Genomic DNA, 19,173 nt, shown 5'->3' on the forward strand with positions numbered 1-19,173 from the left:
CGCAGGCGTGCCATAACCGGCCCATGTGGCGCGCGACGATCCTCACCCTTTTCCCCGAAATGTTCCCCGGCCCGCTCGGGCTGTCTCTGGCTGGCGACGCGCTCGCGCGGGGCGTTTGGGAGCTGGAGACCAAGCAGATCCGCGAGCACGGCATTGGCCGGCATCGCGCCGTGGACGACACTCCGGCCGGCGGCGGTCCCGGCATGGTGATGCGCGCCGATGTTCTCGCGGCGGCGATCGACGCGGCGGCGCCCGAGGGCGATCCCCGCCCCCGCCTGCTCATGAGCCCGCGCGGCCTCCCGCTTACACAGCAGCGGGTGCGCGCTCTGGCGGAGGGGCCTGGCGCGATCATCCTCTGCGCCCGCTTCGAGGGTGTCGACGAGCGGATCATTTCCGCGCGAAACCTCGAGGAAATCTCGATCGGGGATTACATTCTCTCGGGCGGCGAGATCGCTGCGCTGGCGCTCATGGACGCCTGCGTGCGGCTACTGCCCGGCGTGATGGGCGAGGAGCTTTCAGGGGAAGAAGAAAGCTTCGAGGGCGGCCTTCTGGAATATCCGCAATATACGCGGCCGCGCGACGTCGAGGGGCGCGCGATACCGGACATTCTGCTCTCCGGCGACCATGCGAAGATCGCCAGATGGCGCCATGAAGAGGCTTTGAAGCTCACTCGGGCGAGACGGCCGGACCTTCTCACCCGCAAGTAGGACGGGCGGTTAGCAGAGCCCTTCCCCGTCTCGATGCATCGTCCCTCCACTCCCATGTCGTCGCCGGGCTCGTCCCGGCCATCCACGCAGCGCAACGACTGCTCATGTGAGGCGGATGGGTCCAGTCGGGCCAAAATCTCCTAAGGGAAAGCTAGGATTTCATTCCGTCCCCCGGGGGAGGCCGCGCCCATCGGCATGGACGGCGCTCCAAATTGCCAATCCAAGCCATTGCGAACGTGTCGGCTATGTCCCCGAACACCCGTCGGTCATCTATCCGGACTGAACAACAAGCCCGGCCATGACGAACTCCCGCAGCCGTGAAGGGGAGCGTTCGTCGCACCCTATTTTTGCGACGCGATGCACTTTCCGGCGATTTCTCTCAGCCTCTTCCCCCGTTCGGCGTCATCCGTGACCCCGGCGAGCGCATGGCTGCGCGTCGCCTCCTCGGCCGTGCAAACGCAGGCGTTATGGCAAAAGCCCTCTTCGGCGCCTTCCGCGCGGCAGCTTCTGACGCATTCGGCGATGAAATCACTCGCGGCCTCCGGCGGCGGCGCGACCATCACGAGGCCGGTGAAAACCGCAAAGAGCACAGGCTGATGGACGAGATAGATGAGCAGGCTGTTGCGGCCCGCGAGGGATAGCCAGCCTTTCTCTCCGCGCGCGGGGAAAGGGATCGGCTGAGAAGCCTGCCGAGTCAGCCACGCCGGGGGCTGGCCCGGCTCGGCGGACGTCTGCTCCGGCTTCTGATCCTCCGCCTTCTCGCCATAAAGGCGGCGAACGATCACCCGTCCCGCCCCGACGCCGATAAGCATCGCCCCGGCCCAGGGGAAAAACGGCCGCCAATCCTGTGTGTAAGGCTCGGTCGTCGAAAGGCCCAGCCATTGCAGCCAGCTCGAATTGAAGACCGGCGACGCCAAAACATGCGGCGCGGCGAAAAATAGAGCGCCTGCAACCAGCGCCGCCGGCCAGGGCAGGAAGAGAAATCCGATCGCGAGCAGGCTCGCCGCCGCGATGCAGTGAAGAATGCCGAAAAAGACGAAGGCGCTCGGGAAGACGATATAGGTGCCGACGCTCACCAGCCCCGCCGCGCCGGCGACGATCGCAAAGCGCCGCCAGAAGGCCCGCCACTGCACGCCATTGCGATGCGCCAGCGCCAGCGACACGCCGGCGATGAAGAGAAAAGAGAAGGCGATCGCGTGGCCGAAGGCCTTCACCGGCGCCGACCAGGGGATAGACACGGCGATATAGCCGAAATGGCCCAAATCCCAGGTCAGGTGAAAGGCGACCATCGCCAGAACGGCGAGGCCGCGCGCGACGTCGAGCGCGCCCCAGCGCCCGGCGGTCATTTGCCCGTAGCGCCCTGGAATTTGCTGAACACCATATCGGGCGCCGAGAGATTATGGCGCGAGGGCAGATGCCGGCCAACCCAGACCTCCGTGGCGCTGGCGCCGGGGAAGTCGATGACGGGGGCTTCCTCCCAACCCTTGCCGCGCTTGCTACGCCAGGCGACGATCGCCGCGTCGCTCATCGTCTCCATCGCATACATCGAGCGCAGCGCCGCGAAGGGCCGCCCGCCGGGCATTGCGTCATCATAGGAGACATCGAGCGTCAGCCGCTCCTGATCGATGCTCTTCAAAGAAACCTTCGCCTCGCCGCCGCGCTTGAACTTCAGCGTGAAGCTGCGCGTCTTCGGATCGAAGACGATCTCCTCATAAGCGACGATCGGGCGTTCCTGCGTCTCGACGGGGCCGACGAGGAAAGAGGAGCCGTAGGCGGTCCAGCGCATATCCTCGAAGGGCAGCGGCCGGGCGCGCCAATACCCGTCTGGCGGATAGAAGACCATGATCTCCTCGGCGCGCTCGCGATACCACATCCAGACCTGGATGAGATGGAAGCCCGTCTCGACCTGGTCGCCGATGCGGATCGGCACGTCGTTGGGCCGCCAGAAGGAGGGGAAGGTATAGCCGGTCATCCAGAATTCCGGCGTCTCCCAGAAGGTGCGGCGGCGCGCCTGGGCGAAGAATTTCGGATCGTGGGAGAGATCGCAGCTCGACCAGTCCGGCGCCCAGCGGTCGGACACGATCGTGTTGATGTAGGACGGATGCACCGCCTGGATCTGCAGGCCGCGAATGCGCGGCGAGACGAAGTCGAGCTCGATATTGTCCTTCTCGGCGCAGAGCTCCTGCACCGATTTGTTCTCGACGCGCACTTGCAGCTCGTCGAGCTGCTCCTGCGCCGAGGGCTGGGCGAAAGCAGGCGTAGCGGCGAGCGCGCCGGCGCCCATGAGAAATCGGCGGCGATCGAAAGACGTCACGGGGCTTCCTCGAAGGTACAGGAGTGTTGCGCCGCTTATTTCACGGCTCTCAAGGCGAAAACAAGGAGAGGCGCGTCTTTCTGCGACTTGCGCTCCAACCATGCCGGAGATTCGCCCCGCGCCAGCATGGCGGCGAGCCCGTCCGGCGCGGCGGAAACGAGCGGCGAGAGCGCCTTGGCGCGGGCGCACCACACAACGAGCCCCACGCCCGCCTTGCGCAACATCGCCTCGGCCTCGTCGGGCGCGGCCATGAAGGCGCGAGCGGCGAAGAGGTTGCCGTGATTGTCGCGATGGTAGGGCGCCGCAAAAACGCTGTGCGGCGTATGGGCGAGAATATGGCTGCCGAGATCGAAGGAGCCGAGGACGCGCGTCGGCGCCATCTCGGCGAGCGGCGCCAGCGCCTGCGGCGTCAGGCAGGCGCGCTCGCCATCCGCCTCATTGTCATCGCCCGAGGGAAGCGCCAGCGCGAGGCCGATCGGCGAAACGAGGATCGCAAGGAAGCCGGCGAGGGGCGCGCGCAACGCCACGCCCACGCGCGGGCGTTCGACCAGCGCGACGATGGCGGCGGCGAGCGGCGCCATCGCCAGCGGCGTCACGGAGGAGAAAACCCGTAGCTGCCAGAGACCCGCCGCAAGGCCGGTGGCGACGACAGCGGCCGTGAGCAGCCAGCGCCGCCGCGCGAGACCCTGCACGCGCCAAGCGAAGACGGTTGCCGCCGCAAGTCCAAGCGCGACGGGCGCCGCGGTGGCGACGACAATGCCGGGCGCTTTAGGAAAGAGCGCGAGCAACGGCTTCGCTTCTGCCACATGGGAAAGCCAGAGATCCCGTATCAGCGGGTCGAGCCCCACGAGCGGATCGCCGATGCAATGGGGCGCAAGCAGGAGGACGCTCGAAAGCGTTGCGAGCCCGGCCCCGCCGGCTGCGAGGAGGCGGGCGGGGAATGTCGGGAGCCAAGGGGCGGCCAAAGCCAGCGCAACGAGCGACAAGGCGCCGATGCAAAGCGCTGCGATGTGCGCGAAAGAGAAAGCGTCGCACACGGAAGCGAAATAGCGGGCGCTCGGAACGGTGGCCGCGTAGAAGGAGGGAAAGGCGACGAGCGCGCCGCCGGCAAACCATAAAAGCCGCCCCCGCGCCGACGCGCCCTCGAAGACGAAGAACAAGGGCAGCGCCGCCATCATCACAGCGAAGAAGGGCAGGTTTTCGAGGCTGATCGCGAAAGACAGCGCCATGAGCGCCGCGCTGGCGGCGAGGCGGCTCGCCCGGTTTGCGTCGAGGCCTTGCAGAAAGAAGCAAAGCGACGCCGCCAAAGTGACGATCTGCGGCGCATGATGGTCGATGCGTCCGGGCGTGAATTGCAGAAACGTCGCCCCTGACAGCATGGCGAGCCAAACCGCGAGGCTTCGCGCGCGGGGGCCCGAAAGAATGGCGGCGAGCCAGCCGACGACCGCGAAAAGCGCGGCCAGCAAAAGAAAGGGAAAGACGAGCCGCGTCGCCCGCTCCGCATATTCCGGCGCGAGAAAGCGCGAAAACAGCAGATCGAGCCCCGCCAGCGAAACGTCGACGATCCGCGACCAATGCATCGGCAGCCCGCCCGGCGGATCAAGGCGATAGGCGGTCAGGTCGAACCAGGGCTGGCCCGCGAGGAAATCGCGCAACTGGACGGCCCGCATCGCGTCGTCGGAGTCGAAAAAGGCGCCCGTGCGCCAGACGGCTTCCGCGCGGGAGAAGGACAGCGCCGCCGCGCAGAGAAGCGCGAGAGCGAGCACAAGCCCCACGGGCAGGCGAGAGTCCGCCGCCTCCTGGCGGCCCGCGACGCTCGGCGCATCAGGCGTGGCGAAATCCGTCATCGTCCGTCCTTGGCTCAGCGGCCGTCGTCGAGCGCTACCGTTCGGTCTTGAACAGCAGGCCCCGGCGCGAGACGAAATTGAACATGAAGACGAAGCCCGCCGTCGCCGCCTTGGCGATCGACAGGGCGAAGCCGAACTCCCCGACGAAAAGACGCATGAGGGCTTCGGTCAGCAGGAGGCCGATGACGCCCGTCACCAGGAAGCCCAAGATCTCGACGCGCGGCGCGCGGGCCCGCCGTCCCTCGAACACGTAGCGGATGCTGAGGAGATAGATCAGGCAGAGACCAGAAAGGAAGCCGGCGGCGGCGGCCTGCAGATAGCCGACGCCAAAGCCTTTCGTCAGCGACATCAGAACCGCGTAATCCAGCGCCAGCGCAAAGACACTCGCCGCCGCATAGCGGATCATGTCGCGAATGAAGCGCAGGAGCCGTCCCGGCGCCAGACGCGCAGTCAGCGCGCCATGCGCATCCGTGAGAAGCGACATGGTCACGCCACCTTTTGCGGCACGAGCCGTTCGCTCGCCAGCGCCTCCTCGGCTCCCGCGACCCCCGCCTCGGAATATTCGGCGTCCTCATTGACCCGCCAGATGTCGAAGACTTCTTCGCCGCGAATGATGTTCAGCGCGGCGAGCATGCCGGTCATCATGGCGTGGTCCTGATTGTTATATTTGTGCATGCCGTTGCGGCCGATTGGATGCAGCGTCGGGAAGCGCGCGGCGATCTCGCGGCGGATCGTCTCAACATTCTCGGCGTAAGCGTCGTCGTAAACTGGATAGGCCTTGGCCTGCCGGACCACGCAGGCGTCCATCACGTCGTCAGGGTCCATCAACCCGATCTGGCCGATCTCACGTTTTGCCAGTGCGATAAGCTCCTCGTCGGGCGCGGCCCAGAGCCCGTCACCCTCGAAGCAGAAATATTCGAGCCCCAGACAGGTCGAGACGCCATCGGCGATCATCTCGGGCGACCAGCTCTTGAAGTTCTGCACCCGGCCGACCTTCACGGAAGGATCGTGGATATAGACCCAGTTGTCGGGCAGCTCCTCCTGCGGGCGCCCGATCAGCACCACCGTCAGAAAGTCGCGATATTTGAGATCGCGAGCGTTGAAGAGGCTCAAAGGCTTTGGCTCGATGGCGTTCATCAGATCGCGCATCGGCGCCGACGACATCACATGGCGCGCGTGGAAGGTTTCGATGGCGCCATTCTGCCTGGCGGCGCGCACGGTCCAGAGCCGGGACGCCGCGTCGTAGTGAATTTGGTCGACGCTTCGGCCCATGAGGAGACGTCCGCCCATCTCCTGCATCTTGCGGGCGCAGGCCTCCCACATCATGCCGGGACCGCGGCGCGGGTAACGAAAGCTCTCGATCAGCGTCTTGGCGCCGGCCTCCGCCTTGCGCAGGCCGAGCGAACGGCGCAGCCCGTCCATGATGGCGGCGCCCAGCGAAAGCCCCTTGATGCGCTGCGCCGCCCAATCGGCGGAAATATCATCGCAGCCCATGCCCCACACCTTTTCGGTGTAGGTCTTGAAGAAGATGCCGAAGAGCCGCTCGCCGAACTGATTGCGCACCCACTGATGGAAGGTCTTGGGCTCCTTCACCGGAAATGCCTTGGCCCAGGCGAAGGAGGCCATGCACAGAGCGCTCTCGAAGAGGCCGAGATTCTTAAGCGCCTCGAAGGCTCTCAACGGATAGGCGTAGAACTTCCCCCGGTAATAGATGCGCGACAGGCGCGGCCGCTCCAGGAAATCATCGGGCAGGATCTCATTCCAGAGGTCGACGATCTCCTTCGACTTGGAGAAGAAGCGATGGCCGCCGATGTCGAAGAGGAACCCCTTGTAGCTGGCCGTGCGCGAAATGCCGCCGACATAGATCGGGTCCTGCTCCAGCACCAATGCGTCGCGCCCGTGTTTGGCGAGCGTATATCCTGCCGTCAAACCGGCGGGGCCGGCCCCGATGATGATCGTCTCGACAATCTCGCCCATGCCAGCCCTGAAAAATCGGGCTCCTCGCCATGGCGGGAGCCCTTGCCTGAGCGGACCCCGGATCGGCCCGCCGCCCGGCAAGCATTGTGGTTTAGAGCCGTTAATGGGCAGTTACGTTAACATGATGCGTGGGCGCGCGCGTTCACCACATTGGCGCGAAGGGATAGGCCTGCCAGCTTCGAACCGTGCCATAATAATGATGACGGACAGGCGCATAGGCCATAGCGTGCGCGTGATGGCGCCGCAGGCTGGCGTAGCGGGTGGCGCGCGCCGGCGGGGCGCCCGTGATCGAAATGCTGCCGCCTTCCGTCTGCACAATCTCATAGAGACGCTTGGCGTTGCCGGGGGCGAGACGCACGCAGCCATGCGACGCGGGCCGGCCCAGGGCGCCGGTGGCGTAGGTGCCATGGATGGCGTAGCCGCCGCGAAAGAAGATCGAATAGGGCATGGGCGACATGTGATATTTGCGGGAATAATGCATGCGCTGCATGCCCGTCGGCGCATAGGAGCCGCGCGGCGTCGCATAGCCCGCCCGCGCCGTCGAGACAGGCCAGGTGTAGCTGCCCTCGTTCGAGTCGACATGCATGGTCTGCGTCGACAAATCGATGTGGATGCTCGCGGTAGCGTGGGCGAGGCCCAAGGACATGAAAAAGGCCGCCAGAGCCAGCAAGACGATTCGCAAACGCATGACGCTCACCCTTTAGAAAAACTATTGTCGAGATTGTGCCGCAAGAGTGTCGAAACAGCAATGTAAATGAAAGGGTAAGGTTGACAGGGGATGATTACCTGAAAGAGGGCGAGCCTGCGTCTGGAAGACAAGAACGGTGAAAGAAATGCGCGCATTTAGACTTGTGACGACGCTGCTGACGCTGGCCCTGACGGGCGCGGCCGGCGCTCAGGACAAGGGAACGCTCGATCCGAAGCCCCTGCCGCCGCTCGCCAACCCTTCCGACCCCGCAACGCCGGCGAAGGAGCTCTTCGGCCGCGCGACGGAGGGCGCGCCCTTCGAGCCGGACCCGATCGGCTTTTATTCGCGCGGCTGCCTCGCCGGCGGCGAACAGCTCCCCGTCAACGGCCCGCATTGGCAGGTCATGCGCCTCTCGCGCAACCGCAACTGGGGCCATCCGGCGCTTGTCCGTTTCCTCGAGAATTTCTCCGCCAAGGCGTCGCAGGCCTCGGGCTGGCCGGGGCTTCTCGTCGGCGACATGTCGCAGCCGCGCGGCGGGCCGATGCTGACCGGCCACGCCTCACACCAGATCGGCCTCGACGCCGATATATGGCTGACCCCGATGCCCAGGCGCGAGCTTACCCGCGCCGAGCGCGAGGAGATGTCGGCGACCGACGTCGTGCGCGAGGATCGCCTCGACGTGAAGCAGGACGTCTGGAGCGAGGGGCATATTGCGCTCATCCGCGCCGCCGCGATGGAGCCCAAGGTGCAGCGTATTTTCGTCAACCCGGCGATCAAGCGCGCCCTCTGCCGCGTCGCCGAGGGCGAGTCCTGGATGCGCAAGGTGCGGCCGATGTGGGGGCACAATTACCATTTCCACGTGCGGCTCTTCTGCCCCGACGGCTCGAGCTGCAAGGATCAGGACCCGACGCCCGCCGGCGATGGCTGCGACCAGTCGCTGGCCTGGTGGTTCACGGATGAGGCGCTGCACCCCAAGAAATCGACGAAGTCCTGGCCGCCGATGACCATGGCGGCCCTCCCCGGCGCCTGCCAGCAGGTGCTGCGGGCGGAGTGACGCGGAGCCCCGTCATTGCGAGGAGCAAAGCGACGAAGCAATCCAGGGCAGCCATAGCGGCCCTGGATTGCTTCGCTTCGCTCGCAATGACGGCGGGTGGCGTGGCGGTCAGCCCGCCCCGGTTCCGACAGGGCAGGAGACGCCCGTGCCCCCGAGCCCGCAATAGCCATCCGGGTTTTTGGCCAGATATTGCTGGTGGTATGTTTCCGCGTAATAGAAGGGCGGCGCGGGCATGATTTCCGTGGTGATGGGGCCGTAGCCCGCCCTCGTCAATACCTGTTGATACAAAGCCTTCGAAGCCTGCGCCGCCGCGAGTTGCGCGGGCGTCGACGTGTAGATGACCGAGCGATATTGGGTTCCGACGTCATTGCCCTGGCGCATGCCTTGGGTCGGATTGTGGCTCTCCCAGAAAATCCGCAAAAGGCTGTCGAAGGACATCCGGGCGGGGTCATAGACGACCAGAACAACCTCCGCATGGCCGGTCCTGCCGGTGCAGACGTCGTCGTAGGTGGCGTTCTTGGTCGTCCCGCCCGCATAGCCGACGGCGGTGACATAAACGCCCTCGCCCGCCTGCCAGAATTTGCGCTCGGCGCCCCAGAAGCAGCCCATGCCGAAAAGAACCCGCTCGGTCCCCGCCGGGAAAGGCGGATCGAGCGGCGCGCCAGTGACGAAATGGCGCGCGCCATGCGGAACGGGCGTTTCGCGGTCCGGGATAGGCCCCAGCCGCCGGGCGAGGTCATCGAAGATAGACATGCTTCGAAGAATAACGCGCCGATCAGCGGCGCCAATAGCGATTCGACGCCTCTCGCCTGTGGCTGAAGACAATCAAGAAGGCTCCAAGGCCGCCCAAAGCGACGCTCACCGGCAGCAGGAGCAGCGTCGTCGCCACGGGATCCCATAGAGAGGCCGATTTCGCCTGGACGCTCGATTCCAAAGACCGGTAAAGCGCCGGGAAAGTATCCGAGAGCCCGCTGCGTAGCGAGGTGACGAGAAGCGTCCCGCCGGCGATCGAGCGGGTGCCGTCGACGATGAGGGCGATGAACCCTCCCGCGAGCAGCAGCAATCCGAGAAAGCGGGTCACAAGGCGCAGCATATGCCCAACCATAAGTGCATGGCGCGCCTCTGTCCACGCGGCGACCGCCCGCTTTGCGGGGGTGATCCTGTTTGAGGCGCCGCGGCTTTAGGCGCTTTGGCGAAGCATTAACCTTAATGGGTTCTGATCGGCGCAGAGGCCAGAACGCCCTCGAGCAAACGCTCGCCGGCCAGCTCAACGGAGCGCCCGCCGCTCCGCCGGAACCAAAATGCGCAGTCGTAACCAGTTCTCCCCCTTTGTCGATGCGTCCGGCGATTACATCGTCGAGCTGTCGCGCGGCCAGTTCACCCGCAAGTTTCGCCTGCCGGTTTCGGCGCTCGTGGCTAGCGGCGCCGTCGCCGCCCTGCTCGTGGCCACGATCGTCGGCGCCGCCGCCTATCTCATCTTCCGCGACGAGCTGCTCGCCGGTCTGATCGATCGCCAGACCCAGATGCAATATGCCTATGAGGATCGCATCGCCGCTTTGCGGCTGCGCCTCGACCAGCTCGCGAGCCGGCAGTTCATCGACCAGGACAGCGTCGAGGGGAAGGTTCAAAATCTGGTTGTCCGTCAGGCCCAGCTCGAAACGCGCGCCGCCGTCGTCGCCCAGCTCCTCGAACGCACCGTCGCCCCCGACGCCGGGGTTACCTTGGTGACGCCGGCCGCGCGCGAGCCTTCGGCGCTGAACGCGGTAAAGGCGGTGAGGGCGGGCCTGCCGCTCGCAAAGGCGCCGCCCATTCCCGCCGCCGCCAACGGCCAGAAAGGCGCACTGGAGGCGGCCCCGCTCGGCTACGCCGCAAAGCCCGAACCCGAGGGGCTCGAGCTGCGGCTCGGCGACGATGACTCGAAGCCGCTGCCGCTCGCGCCCCCGAGCCCCGCGCCCAAGCGCGGCGAGGTCGACCCGATCGACACCTCGATGGCGCCGCGGACAGGTGCGCCGTCGCTCGCGCTCGCGCACGCCGCCGATCCCGGCGCGCCCATGCCGCTACGCCTCGAAAGCCTCGCGGTGTTGCTCGATCACGTCGAGCGCGATCAAGCGCGGCGTCTTTCCGGCATCGTGCGCCCCGCCATCGAGGCCGCGAGCCGTCTTCGGCAGGCGTTCGACATCGCGGGCGTTTCCGTCGATCGCTATATCAAGCGCCCGCGCAAGGACGCCGCGCTTGCGGTCGGCGGTCCCTTCGTCGGCGCTCCGGCGCGCGCCAGCGACAGCCTGTTCGAACGCGATCTCGCCGCCGCGCAAACGGCCGTCGCGACGCTCGACGGGCTGCGCCGCGCGCTGCCGACGACGCCGCTGCGCAAGCCGCTGGCCGGCGAGCTCCAGTTCACCTCGATCTTCGGCTATCGCACGGACCCCTTCTTCGGCCGGCCGGCGCTGCATAGCGGCGTCGATCTGCGCGAAGACTATGGCGCGCCTGTCAAGGCGACCGCCGCAGGAACCGTCAGCGTCGCCGGGCCGCAGGGCGGCTATGGCAATCTGGTCGAGATCGACCATGGCGGCGGCATGTCGACCCGCTATGGCCATCTCTCGGCGATCAACGTCTTCCCCGGCCAGCAGGTCGGGCCCGGCGCCGTCGTCGGCCGCGTCGGCTCCACGGGGCGCTCCACCGGCCCGCATCTTCATTACGAGGTGCGCATCGACGGCGAGGCGGTCGATCCGTCGCGCTTCCTCAAAGCCGCCTCCGCGCTGGGCGGCATCGTGCAATAACTGTAGAGACACGTATCGACGTTCATACAGGTGTTGACAGAATCGGCCTCGGCTGGAAGGTTCGCTCTATGGCGACGACGAAGGTTTTCAAATCCGGCAATAGTCTCGCAGTGCGCTTGCCGCGCGAGATCGCTTTTCCAGAAGGATCGGAAGTCGTCGTGACGCGACTGGGCGAAAGCCTCGTCGTGTCGCCCGCCCGTCTCGACATGAAGACGCTCGTGTCGCGTCTTGCCCTCGCCCCCGCGCCGCCGCCCTTGGAGCCGCCGGAGTTCAAGCCGCCGAGGCGCGAATGGAGCGAAGCCGAGTGACGCCCCGCTATCTCCTGGATGCGACTGTGGTTTTTGCCGCGGCGAGCGGCGAGATGGCGACGCTCGCCAAGCTCTCGCGGCTGTCGATTTCCGACGTGGCGATCCCGGCGCTGGTTTATTGCGAGCTCGTGGGGGGCGCAGCCACGGCGGGAAAAAGCCCGAGGCTCGCCGAGAATGTGGCTTTGCTCGCGCAAAACGTCGACATCCTCCCCTTCGACCGCGCCGCGGCCGAAGCCTATGCCGCCTTGCTGCGCAAAATCGAGCCCAAGCGGCGGCGCATGCTCGACCGCATGGTGGCGGCCCAGGCCATCGCGGAAGGGCGAATCCTCATTACGCTCGCGCCACGCGACTTCGAGGATTTGCCGGACCTCTCGCTGGAAAGCTGGGCGGTTTAGGTAGGGGAATCGGGCGAAGGACTTCAGGCAGCGACGAGGGTTGCGAGAAATTCGTCGTCCCAGTCGGCGGTCATTCGCTTGAGGCGCTGGGAGTCTTTGCTCGGGGCATTTTCGGGATCGTACGCTGCATTCGTCGTAGCGGAAGACCATGTCCATGCTACAAGCCGCCGGGCCCGGGGAGGGGGCGCTTACTCCGCCGCCGCGCCTTCCTTCTCGCCGCCATAGCGGCGCGCGACATAATCGTCGACGATGCGCGTGAATTCCTCCGCGATGCCCTCGCCGCGCAGCGTCATCGCCTTTTTGCCGTCGATGAACACCGGGGCGGCCGGCGTCTCGCCGGTGCCGGGGAGCGAAATGCCGATGTCGGCGTGCTTCGATTCGCCGGGGCCGTTCACGATGCAGCCCATCACCGCGACATTGAGCGTCTCCACGCCCGGATATTGCGCCCGCCAAATCTGCATGCGCTCGCGGATGTGCGATTGAATATCGCGCGCCAGCTCCTGGAACACGGTCGAGGTCGTGCGGCCGCAGCCCGGACAGGCGGCGACGAGCGGCACGAAGGTGCGAAAGCCCATGGTCTGCAGGATTTCCTGCGCCACGCGCACTTCGAGCGAGCGGTCGCCGCCGGGCTCTGGGGTGAGCGAGACGCGGATCGTGTCGCCGATCCCGTCCTGCAGCAGCACGCCGAGCGCCGAGGCCGAAGCGACGACGCCCTTGGTGCCCATGCCCGCCTCGGTGAGGCCGAGATGCAAGGCGTAATCGCTGCGCTGCGCCAGCATGCGGTAGACGGCGATCAAATCCTGCACCGCCGAGACTTTCGCCGAAATGACGATGCGGTCTTTGGCGAGGCCGATTTCCTCGGCGCGGGCGGCGGAGACCAGCGCCGAGCGCACGAGCGCCTCGCGGGTCACGGCGCGGGCGTCGATCGGCCGGTCGGAACCCGCGTTGATGTCCATCAGATGGGTGAGCAGCTCCTGGTCGAGCGAGCCCCAATTGGCGCCGATGCGCACGGCTTTGCCGTGTTTGGCTGCAAGCTCGACGATCGCGGCGAACTGCCGGTCCTTCTTGTCCTTGAAGCCGACATTGCCGGGGTTGATGCGATATTTGGCGAGCGCCTCGGCGCAGGCCGGGTGATCGGCGAGGAGCTTGTGGCCGATGTAATGGAAGTCGCCGACGAGGGGCACGTTGATCCCCTTTTTGTCGAGCTTCTCGCGAATATGCGGCACCGCCGCCGCCGCCTCGTCGCGATCGACCGTGATGCGCACCAGCTCCGAGCCGGTCTGGGCGAGGGCCGTGACCTGCGTCACGGTCGAATCGACGTCGGCGGTGTCGGTGTTGGTCATCGATTGCACGACAACGGGCGCGCCGCCGCCCACCGTGACGGCGCCGGGGCCCTCGCCGATGCGCACGGCGCAGGTGTTCTTGCGCGTCGCCGGCTCGGCGGCGATGGGGTCGGGCAGGCGGGTTTCGACGGCGTCGGTCATGGCTCTCGTCGCGGGCTCCGTTGGACTTTGGCCCTAGGTCGCGCGGAAATCGGCGCGGGTCAAGGTGAAGCGCAGGCGAACGGCGCTCATGTAATGACGTCTGCGTTACGTTGTGCTATGAAACCGGGATGTCGTCCAAGACGCAACCCGCAAAGCGTGAAACGCTCAATCTCCGCATCAAGCCGGATGATCGTTCGCTGATCGACCGGGCGGCGAAGCTCGTCTCCAAGAGTCGAACCGATTTCGTCCTGGACGCCGCGCGCAACGCCGCCGAGGAGGCGCTTCTCGACAAGAGGCTCTTTCGCGTGGATGCGGCGGCCTATGCGGATTTTGTCGCGCGGCTCGACGCCCCGCCTAATCCAAATGAAAGGCTGCGCCGGACCATGAAAACGCGCGCGCCTTGGGAGTGACGCTCGCCGCGCCGCGTCCTATCTCGGACGCTGACGATATTTCCGGTTTCGATTGCAGCGTTTTGGCGCTGGACGATTGGCTGAGGCGGCGCGCCCGCGCCAATCAGGCGAGCGGCGCCTCGCGCACCTATGTGGTCTGCGAGGGCAACCGAGTGGTCGCTTATTTCGCGCTGGCGTCCGGCGCCGTCGATCTCGACGAGGCGACAGGGCGCCTGCGCCGCAATATGCCCGATCCGGTTCCCGTCGCCGTCCTGGGGAGGCTGGCGATCGACCGCGCGTGGCAGAAAAAGGGGCTCGGCCGCGCTCTTGTGAAGGATGCGCTGTTGCGCGTCCTTTTGGCGGCTGAAGCCATCGGCATTCGGGGCATATTGGTTCACGCTTTGTCGCCGGAGGCCGCAGCTTTCTATGAAGCAGTCGGCTTCGAGCCCTCGCCGCTGGAGCCGATGACGCTCATGGCGACCCTCGCCGATTTACGCGCCGCGCTGGATTAACCCATCTTCCGGCGCGGATCGTAGCCATGCCGATCACGCAGCTCGCGCATCTTGGCGTCGAAGTCGGCGTCGGGCTCCTCGGGCAGCATGATTTTCAGCACGACATAAAGGTCGCCCGCCGGCTTGCCGTCGGTCGCGGGCAGGCCCTTGCCGCGCAGGCGCAGCACGCGGCCGCCGTTGGAGCCGGCCGGCACGCCGAGCTCCACCTTGCCGTCGAGGGTGGGCGTCTGCACCTTTGCGCCGAGCGCGGCCTCATAGACCGCCACGGGCAGTTCGACGCGCAGATCGCGCCCCTCCACCTTGAAATAGGGATGCGGGGCGAGCTTCACGGTCACCAGCGCGTCGCCCGGCTCGCCGCCGCGCAGGCCCGGCTGGCCCTGGCCGCGCAGTCTGATCTGCTGGCCGTCCTCGACGCCCGCCGGTATTTTCACCTCAAGCGTGCGGCCAGAGGGCAGGATCACGCGGGCCGAGCCGCCTTTGGCGATGGTTTCGAGCGGCACGGTCGCGGTCGCGACCACGTCGTCGCCGCGCGTGGGCGTCGCCTGCCGTCGCCTGCCGCCGAAGAGATCGGCGAACAGATCGCTGGGATCGAAGCCGCCAGCGCCGGCGCCGGCGCCCTGCTGTGCGCCAAAGTTGAAGTCGTAATGCTGATCGCCCCCCGGAGCGCCCCCGGCCGTCCGCCAGCCGCGCGTAAATCCGCCCGGTCCCGCGCCGAATCCTTCGAATCCGCGCGGCTTGCCGTCCGGCCCGATCTCGCCGCGATCGAATTGGGCCTTTTTCTTTTCGTCGCCGACGATTTCATAGGCCGTATTGATTTCGGCGAAGCGCTCCTTGGCCTTCGCGTCATCCTTGTTGCGGTCGGGATGGTATTTTTTCGCGAGCTGGCGGTAGGCCTTCTTGATGTCGGCCGCGCTCGCAGACTTGGTGACTCCGAGAACGTCGTAAGGGTCGCGCATTTTGTCCAATCAGCCCATGGCGGCGCCCGCCCGCAATCGGCGCGAGCGCATATGTCTGACAGACTATTTGGGAGAAGCGCGCTTCCAACGCAAGCGCCAGCGCGGGCGAAACTTCTTAGAGCTTCGTCGGCGCCTTGGCGAAATCAGCGAAGGCTTCGCCATCCGGGTCGAGCTCGCTCAGCGCGTCGTTGACGGCGTCGATCTGGCTCGTTTCACCGCCGCCCATATTTTCTTCCGTCGCGCGCAAGAGGGCGCGGGCGTCGAGCTCCCAGCGTTTCAGAATTTCGATCTTCAACAGCTTGGCGAGCGCCTTGCTCTCGACGACCTCGGAAGGGATGTCGAAGACGGAGGCAGGGGAGATGAGGGCTTTTTCAATTTCGGCCGAGCCCAGGTTCAAGACTTTCATTTAATGCCCCGGTTTGGATTCCTTTCAGGCTCGAACGCGCAAGCCAGCGCCCATGTTCCTATACTGGAGGATATCTTGACGGCGGCTGCGTCAGGTATTACCTGACAGTCAGGTCAATCCTGACGAGGGCGTCATGGCGAAGAAGCTTTACTGCTCTTTTTGTGGAAAATCCCAGGACCAGATCCAGAAGCTTGCCGCCGGACCGGGCGGCATCCACATCTGCGACGAATGCGTGGGCGTCTGTCAGGCGATCATGCATGGAGAAGGCGAGGGCGTGGACAGGACTTTCGATCCGAAAAGCTGGCCCAAGGAACGCCTTCTCGAGCTGCTCGCGCCGGTCAATGCGGCGGCGGAGGGTTACCGTGAGCAGCTCCAGACGATGGTAGAGACGCTGAGAGACCAGGACGTGACCTGGTCGGAGATCGCCAAAAACCTAGGCGTGTCCCGCCAGACGGCATGGGAGCGCTTTTCGTAAAATCGCTCAGGCGACCGCGTCCCAGACGAGCTTCGCGTTCAAGCCGATGATCAGGACCGCAATCGCACAGGCCAGCAAGGTCGTGCGTCGGGGAGCGACGAGCGCGCCCATGATCTTGCGCCTCGCCGTAAAGACGATGAGCGGAACCATCGCAAAGGGCAGCGTCAGGCTCAGCACAACCTGGCTCAGCACGAGGAGCCGCGCGGTCGCAGACTCGCCCGCTGAAAGGGTCACCGCGATGGCCGGCGCGATGGCGAGGGCGCGGGTGACGAGCCGCCGCGTCGTGGGCCTGAGGCGCAGACGGATGAAGCCCTCCATGACGATCTGCCCCGTGAGGGTGGCGGTCACGGTGGAGTTCAGCCCGCAGGCGATGAGCGCCACGGCGAAAAGCGTCGCGGCGACGGGTTCGCCCAGGAGAGGCGCGATGAGCCGATGCGCTTCGCCGAGCTCCGCCACCTCCGTCAGCCCGTGGGCATGGAAGGCCGCGGCCGCCAGAACCAGAATGGCGCCATTCACGAGAAGCGCGAAAAGCAGCGCGATCGCGCTGTCGATTACGGCGAAGCGCACCGCTTCCCGCTTCTTTTCGGTCGAGACGCCGACCGCGCGCGTCTGCACCACGAAGGAATGCAAAAAGAGATTATGCGGCATCACCGTCGCGCCGAGGATGCCGAGCCCGAGATAGAGCATCTCCGGGTCCGTGAAGAATTGGCGGCTCGGGATCAGCCCCTGCGCGACGGCCCGCATATCCGGGCGCGCCAAAGCGAGTTGCGCGGCGAAGGACAGGCCGATGAGCAGCAGCGTCGCGACGACAAAGAGCTCGAGCTTGCGAAAGCCCAGCCGTTCGAAAGCGAGCACGAGAAAGGCGTCGAGCGCCGTCACAAGGATTCCGATCGCCAGCGGCAGGCCGAAGAGAAGCTGAAGACCGATCGCCGTTCCGATCACCTCGGCAAGATCGGTCGCGAAAATCCCGGCTTCCGCCAGGAGCCAGAGTCCGATCGCGACCGGAAAGGGCATATGCGCCCGGCAGGCTTCCGCGAGATCGAGTCCGGCGCCGACCCCGAGCCGCGCGGAAAGCGACTGCAGCACGATCGCCATGAGGCTGGAGAGAACGGCGACAAAGAGGAGGGCCGCGCCGAATTTTGAGCCCGCCGCCAAAGCGGTCGCCCAATTGCCGGGGTCCATATAGCCGGTGGCGACGAGATAGCCCGGCCCGAGAAAGACGAAGAGTCGTCTCAGCAGCGCGCCGCCTTCGGGAACCGCGATCGAACGGCGCAGCTCGGCGCTGACTCTCGCGGGGGCGGTCGGCGTCACGCGTCTCCTCCAGCCTGGCCGGGCCCGCTGAAGGAGCGCGACGTTCAGGCGTTCAATTTACGAATTAGCGCCGCGAGGGCTTCCGGGAAGATCAGCTCGTCCGACGCCGCGATGGCGTCGGCGGACCACCAGCGCCAGCCGAGCGTGTGAATCTTTTCTTCCGGCGTCAGCAATTGCGGTCGCGGCTCGAAGCCTTCCGTCCTGACGAGGAAATATCGCTCGATCGCCTGCTGCCAGTCTTCGCCGATCTCGATCGGGAAGTCGCGAGTCGCGACAACCGGCCCCGGGTCGCCCGGCAGGATCAGCCCGGTTTCTTCGCGCAGCTCGCGGCGCAGCGCGGTTTCGAAGGTCTCGCCTTCCTTCAGCGCGCCGCCGGGCGTCGCCCAGAAATGATGATGGCCGAGCGCCAGAAAATGCGGCGAGAGCCCGCCGGCATATTGCATGAGCAGCGCTTCGCCCTTGGGGTTCAAAATCAATGCGCGGGCGGCTTCGCGCCGCGGCAGGACGAGCCCGTCCCAAGGCGCGGCGATCTCGGGCCGCCCTTCGGCACGCGCCCAATCGACGAGCGACCACTTCCCGTCCTCGAAGGCGATCCAATTGGGCGTGGCGTTGAGCACGGGATGCTCGCGCTTCTCCGAGAGGCTCTTGCCCGTCGCCAGGCGCCAGGCGATGTCGAGCACGCCGGCGTGGGCCACGACGAGAACCGTGAGCCCGGCGCTTTCGCGGGCGATGTCGGCCAGCACGGAGCGCACGCGGCGCGAGAATTCATTGAGCGTCTCGCCTTCGGCGGCGGCGAAATCGGGGTCGCGGGTCAGGTAGTGCTGGTAATCCTCGGCGTATTTGGCCTGCACTTCGGCATGGGTGTGGCCCTGCCAGACGCCGTCGTCCTTCTCACGCAGCCGCTGGGTCGCCAGCACGGTGAGACCTCGCGCCTCGGCGATGGGGGCGGCGGTGTTCATGGCGCGGCGCAAATCACTCGAATAGACGCGGTCGAAATGGGCGTTCGCCAATTCGCGGGCGAGAGCCTGGGCCTGGGCGCGGCCGCGGGCGTTGAGCGCAATATCGAACTGCCCCTGAAAGCGTCTTTCAATGTTCCAATTTGTCTCGCCGTGGCGGGCGAGACAGATAATCGTGCGGGTCATCGCTGGTCTGGGGCGGCCGAGCCGATAGGCGCGCGGGCCTTGCGCAAAAATCGCCCGCCGCGCCGAATACGCCGGGCTGTTTTGCCCCATTCCGGCGCAAAAGTCAGTCCGCTTTTACAGAAAGGGGGGAATGAGGCGCGTTCAGTGGCGCGCCGCGTAAGTGAATTCGCCGGCGCGAATCCTGCCCGGCAGGGCCTCGGCGAGCTTCACGACCGCCTCTTCGCCATAGGTCGCGACGAGCTCGCGCAGCGAGGCCATGAGCGCGGCCTGAGCGAAAGAGTCGCTTTCGATCCCCGCCAAAATGGCCTCGGCGAAGGCTTCCGTAACATAAGCGAGCGCCGCCTGGTGTTGCTCACCGCAGGTGTCGTCGAGAGATGCGAAGGGCGTCTGCGTCATGAGGGCTACATTAGACAAGCTGGCCGCGCCGCGCG

The 19,173-nt window shown here is 66.1% G+C and carries 22 protein-coding genes; 8 read left to right on the plus strand and 14 right to left on the minus strand.

Features of this window, described 5'->3' with window-relative positions:
• Window positions 1-23: 23 nt before the first annotated feature.
• The gene (gene trmD / locus JJT62_RS01755) at window positions 24-707 is read left to right on the plus strand and encodes a tRNA (guanosine(37)-N1)-methyltransferase TrmD (protein ID WP_202070962.1); all 684 of its coding nucleotides are present in this window, start codon (window positions 24-26) and stop codon (window positions 705-707) included.
• 341 nt (window positions 708-1,048) lie between these two features.
• On the opposite strand, the gene JJT62_RS01760 is transcribed toward trmD, so the two are convergent.
• The 6 genes from JJT62_RS01760 to JJT62_RS01785 all read right to left on the minus strand — a co-directional run bounded on the left by JJT62_RS01760 (window position 1,049) and on the right by JJT62_RS01785 (window position 7,533).
• Window positions 1,049-2,053: a heparan-alpha-glucosaminide N-acetyltransferase gene (locus tag JJT62_RS01760; protein ID WP_202070963.1), complete on the minus strand. Its 1,005-nt coding sequence runs from the start codon at window positions 2,051-2,053 to the stop codon at window positions 1,049-1,051.
• Window positions 2,050-2,991 (minus strand): hypothetical protein, encoded by a 942-nt coding sequence (locus JJT62_RS01765; RefSeq protein ID WP_202071502.1) that lies wholly within the window; start codon window positions 2,989-2,991, stop codon window positions 2,050-2,052. The genes JJT62_RS01760 and JJT62_RS01765 overlap by 4 nt, the downstream gene beginning before the upstream one ends.
• A 65-nt stretch (window positions 2,992-3,056) precedes the next feature.
• Window positions 3,057-4,868 carry a hypothetical protein gene (locus JJT62_RS01770; RefSeq protein WP_202070964.1) on the minus strand — a complete coding sequence of 604 codons (1,812 nt, stop codon included), beginning with the start codon at window positions 4,866-4,868 and terminating at the stop codon, window positions 3,057-3,059.
• Between the two features lie 34 nt (window positions 4,869-4,902).
• Window positions 4,903-5,352: a GtrA family protein gene (locus JJT62_RS01775; RefSeq protein ID WP_202070965.1), complete on the minus strand. Its 450-nt coding sequence runs from the start codon at window positions 5,350-5,352 to the stop codon at window positions 4,903-4,905.
• Between the two features lie 2 nt (window positions 5,353-5,354).
• On the minus strand, window positions 5,355-6,845 hold the full coding sequence (locus JJT62_RS01780) for an NAD(P)/FAD-dependent oxidoreductase (RefSeq protein WP_202070966.1): 1,491 nt from the start codon (window positions 6,843-6,845) through the stop codon (window positions 5,355-5,357).
• 142 nt (window positions 6,846-6,987) lie between these two features.
• On the minus strand, window positions 6,988-7,533 hold the full coding sequence (locus JJT62_RS01785; protein ID WP_202070967.1) for a L,D-transpeptidase: 546 nt from the start codon (window positions 7,531-7,533) through the stop codon (window positions 6,988-6,990).
• A 145-nt stretch (window positions 7,534-7,678) separates the two neighbouring features.
• On the opposite strand from JJT62_RS01785, the gene mepA reads away from it, so the two are divergent.
• Complete coding sequence (mepA, locus tag JJT62_RS01790) at window positions 7,679-8,587, plus strand: penicillin-insensitive murein endopeptidase (RefSeq protein ID WP_202070968.1); 909 nt, start codon at window positions 7,679-7,681, stop codon at window positions 8,585-8,587.
• Between the two features lie 108 nt (window positions 8,588-8,695).
• Here the strand turns inward: mepA and msrA are convergent, their stop codons facing one another.
• A complete protein-coding gene (gene msrA, locus JJT62_RS01795; RefSeq protein WP_202070969.1) occupies window positions 8,696-9,340 on the minus strand; it encodes a peptide-methionine (S)-S-oxide reductase MsrA in 645 nt (214 codons plus the stop codon).
• Window positions 9,341-9,362: 22 nt separating this feature from the next.
• Entirely contained in the window at window positions 9,363-9,668 is a 306-nt protein-coding gene (locus tag JJT62_RS01800) for a hypothetical protein (RefSeq protein ID WP_370568465.1), read from the minus strand.
• Between the two features lie 220 nt (window positions 9,669-9,888).
• On the opposite strand from JJT62_RS01800, the gene JJT62_RS01805 reads away from it, so the two are divergent.
• The 3 genes from JJT62_RS01805 (at window position 9,889) to JJT62_RS01815 (ending at window position 12,067) form a co-directional block, all read left to right on the plus strand.
• Complete coding sequence (locus tag JJT62_RS01805) at window positions 9,889-11,364, plus strand: M23 family metallopeptidase (protein ID WP_246744648.1); 1,476 nt, start codon at window positions 9,889-9,891, stop codon at window positions 11,362-11,364.
• A 68-nt stretch (window positions 11,365-11,432) separates the two neighbouring features.
• The gene (locus tag JJT62_RS01810) at window positions 11,433-11,672 is read left to right on the plus strand and encodes an antitoxin (protein WP_202070971.1); all 240 of its coding nucleotides are present in this window, start codon (window positions 11,433-11,435) and stop codon (window positions 11,670-11,672) included.
• The gene (locus JJT62_RS01815; protein WP_281929731.1) at window positions 11,669-12,067 is read left to right on the plus strand and encodes a PIN domain-containing protein; all 399 of its coding nucleotides are present in this window, start codon (window positions 11,669-11,671) and stop codon (window positions 12,065-12,067) included. The genes JJT62_RS01810 and JJT62_RS01815 overlap by 4 nt, the downstream gene beginning before the upstream one ends.
• Window positions 12,068-12,255: 188 nt before the next feature.
• Here the strand turns inward: JJT62_RS01815 and ispG are convergent, their stop codons facing one another.
• A complete protein-coding gene (gene ispG, locus JJT62_RS01820) occupies window positions 12,256-13,551 on the minus strand; it encodes a flavodoxin-dependent (E)-4-hydroxy-3-methylbut-2-enyl-diphosphate synthase (RefSeq protein WP_202070973.1) in 1,296 nt (431 codons plus the stop codon).
• A 128-nt stretch (window positions 13,552-13,679) separates the two neighbouring features.
• On the opposite strand from ispG, the gene JJT62_RS01825 reads away from it, so the two are divergent.
• Window positions 13,680-13,961 (plus strand): DUF1778 domain-containing protein, encoded by a 282-nt coding sequence (locus JJT62_RS01825; RefSeq protein ID WP_202070974.1) that lies wholly within the window; start codon window positions 13,680-13,682, stop codon window positions 13,959-13,961.
• Window positions 13,958-14,452: a GNAT family N-acetyltransferase gene (locus tag JJT62_RS01830; protein WP_202071504.1), complete on the plus strand. Its 495-nt coding sequence runs from the start codon at window positions 13,958-13,960 to the stop codon at window positions 14,450-14,452. Before JJT62_RS01825 ends, JJT62_RS01830 begins: the two co-directional genes overlap by 4 nt.
• On the opposite strand, the gene JJT62_RS01835 is transcribed toward JJT62_RS01830, so the two are convergent.
• Entirely contained in the window at window positions 14,449-15,408 is a 960-nt protein-coding gene (locus tag JJT62_RS01835; protein ID WP_202070975.1) for a DnaJ C-terminal domain-containing protein, read from the minus strand. The two genes, JJT62_RS01830 and JJT62_RS01835, sit on opposite strands and share 4 nt — an antisense overlap.
• A 115-nt stretch (window positions 15,409-15,523) precedes the next feature.
• A complete protein-coding gene (locus JJT62_RS01840; protein ID WP_202070976.1) occupies window positions 15,524-15,814 on the minus strand; it encodes a hypothetical protein in 291 nt (96 codons plus the stop codon).
• Window positions 15,815-15,947: 133 nt separating this feature from the next.
• Between JJT62_RS01840 and JJT62_RS19455 the strand changes: the two genes are divergently transcribed.
• Window positions 15,948-16,289: a ClpX C4-type zinc finger protein gene (locus JJT62_RS19455; protein WP_202070977.1), complete on the plus strand. Its 342-nt coding sequence runs from the start codon at window positions 15,948-15,950 to the stop codon at window positions 16,287-16,289.
• Window positions 16,290-16,295: 6 nt separating this feature from the next.
• Here JJT62_RS19455 and JJT62_RS01850 read toward each other — a convergent pair whose 3' ends face one another.
• From JJT62_RS01850 to JJT62_RS01860, 3 genes are all read right to left on the minus strand, one after another.
• Window positions 16,296-17,600: an Nramp family divalent metal transporter gene (locus JJT62_RS01850; RefSeq protein ID WP_202070978.1), complete on the minus strand. Its 1,305-nt coding sequence runs from the start codon at window positions 17,598-17,600 to the stop codon at window positions 16,296-16,298.
• Between the two features lie 44 nt (window positions 17,601-17,644).
• A complete protein-coding gene (locus tag JJT62_RS01855; RefSeq protein WP_202070979.1) occupies window positions 17,645-18,742 on the minus strand; it encodes a histidine phosphatase family protein in 1,098 nt (365 codons plus the stop codon).
• 141 nt (window positions 18,743-18,883) lie between these two features.
• A complete protein-coding gene (locus JJT62_RS01860; RefSeq protein WP_370568466.1) occupies window positions 18,884-19,156 on the minus strand; it encodes a hypothetical protein in 273 nt (90 codons plus the stop codon).
• Between the last annotated feature and the right edge of the window lie 17 nt (window positions 19,157-19,173).

The sequence above is a fragment of the Methylocystis sp. Sn-Cys genome, assembly GCF_016745395.1.
Lineage (GTDB): Bacteria > Pseudomonadota > Alphaproteobacteria > Rhizobiales > Beijerinckiaceae > Methylocystis > Methylocystis iwaonis.

Coding starts and splice junctions, on each gene's coding strand:
- trmD (WP_202070962.1), top strand. CDS start 24: ATGTGGCGCGCGACGATCCTCACCCTTTTCCCCGAAATGTTCCCCGGC.
- JJT62_RS01760 (WP_202070963.1), bottom strand. CDS start 2,053: ATGACCGCCGGGCGCTGGGGCGCGCTCGACGTCGCGCGCGGCCTCGCC.
- JJT62_RS01765 (WP_202071502.1), bottom strand. CDS start 2,991: ATGGGCGCCGGCGCGCTCGCCGCTACGCCTGCTTTCGCCCAGCCCTCG.
- JJT62_RS01770 (WP_202070964.1), bottom strand. CDS start 4,868: ATGACGGATTTCGCCACGCCTGATGCGCCGAGCGTCGCGGGCCGCCAG.
- JJT62_RS01775 (WP_202070965.1), bottom strand. CDS start 5,352: ATGTCGCTTCTCACGGATGCGCATGGCGCGCTGACTGCGCGTCTGGCG.
- JJT62_RS01780 (WP_202070966.1), bottom strand. CDS start 6,845: ATGGGCGAGATTGTCGAGACGATCATCATCGGGGCCGGCCCCGCCGGT.
- JJT62_RS01785 (WP_202070967.1), bottom strand. CDS start 7,533: ATGCGTTTGCGAATCGTCTTGCTGGCTCTGGCGGCCTTTTTCATGTCC.
- mepA (WP_202070968.1), top strand. CDS start 7,679: ATGCGCGCATTTAGACTTGTGACGACGCTGCTGACGCTGGCCCTGACG.
- msrA (WP_202070969.1), bottom strand. CDS start 9,340: ATGTCTATCTTCGATGACCTCGCCCGGCGGCTGGGGCCTATCCCGGAC.
- JJT62_RS01805 (WP_246744648.1), top strand. CDS start 9,889: ATGCGCAGTCGTAACCAGTTCTCCCCCTTTGTCGATGCGTCCGGCGAT.
- JJT62_RS01810 (WP_202070971.1), top strand. CDS start 11,433: ATGGCGACGACGAAGGTTTTCAAATCCGGCAATAGTCTCGCAGTGCGC.
- ispG (WP_202070973.1), bottom strand. CDS start 13,551: ATGACCGACGCCGTCGAAACCCGCCTGCCCGACCCCATCGCCGCCGAG.
- JJT62_RS01825 (WP_202070974.1), top strand. CDS start 13,680: ATGTCGTCCAAGACGCAACCCGCAAAGCGTGAAACGCTCAATCTCCGC.
- JJT62_RS01835 (WP_202070975.1), bottom strand. CDS start 15,408: ATGCGCGACCCTTACGACGTTCTCGGAGTCACCAAGTCTGCGAGCGCG.
- JJT62_RS01840 (WP_202070976.1), bottom strand. CDS start 15,814: ATGAAAGTCTTGAACCTGGGCTCGGCCGAAATTGAAAAAGCCCTCATC.
- JJT62_RS19455 (WP_202070977.1), top strand. CDS start 15,948: ATGGCGAAGAAGCTTTACTGCTCTTTTTGTGGAAAATCCCAGGACCAG.
- JJT62_RS01855 (WP_202070979.1), bottom strand. CDS start 18,742: ATGACCCGCACGATTATCTGTCTCGCCCGCCACGGCGAGACAAATTGG.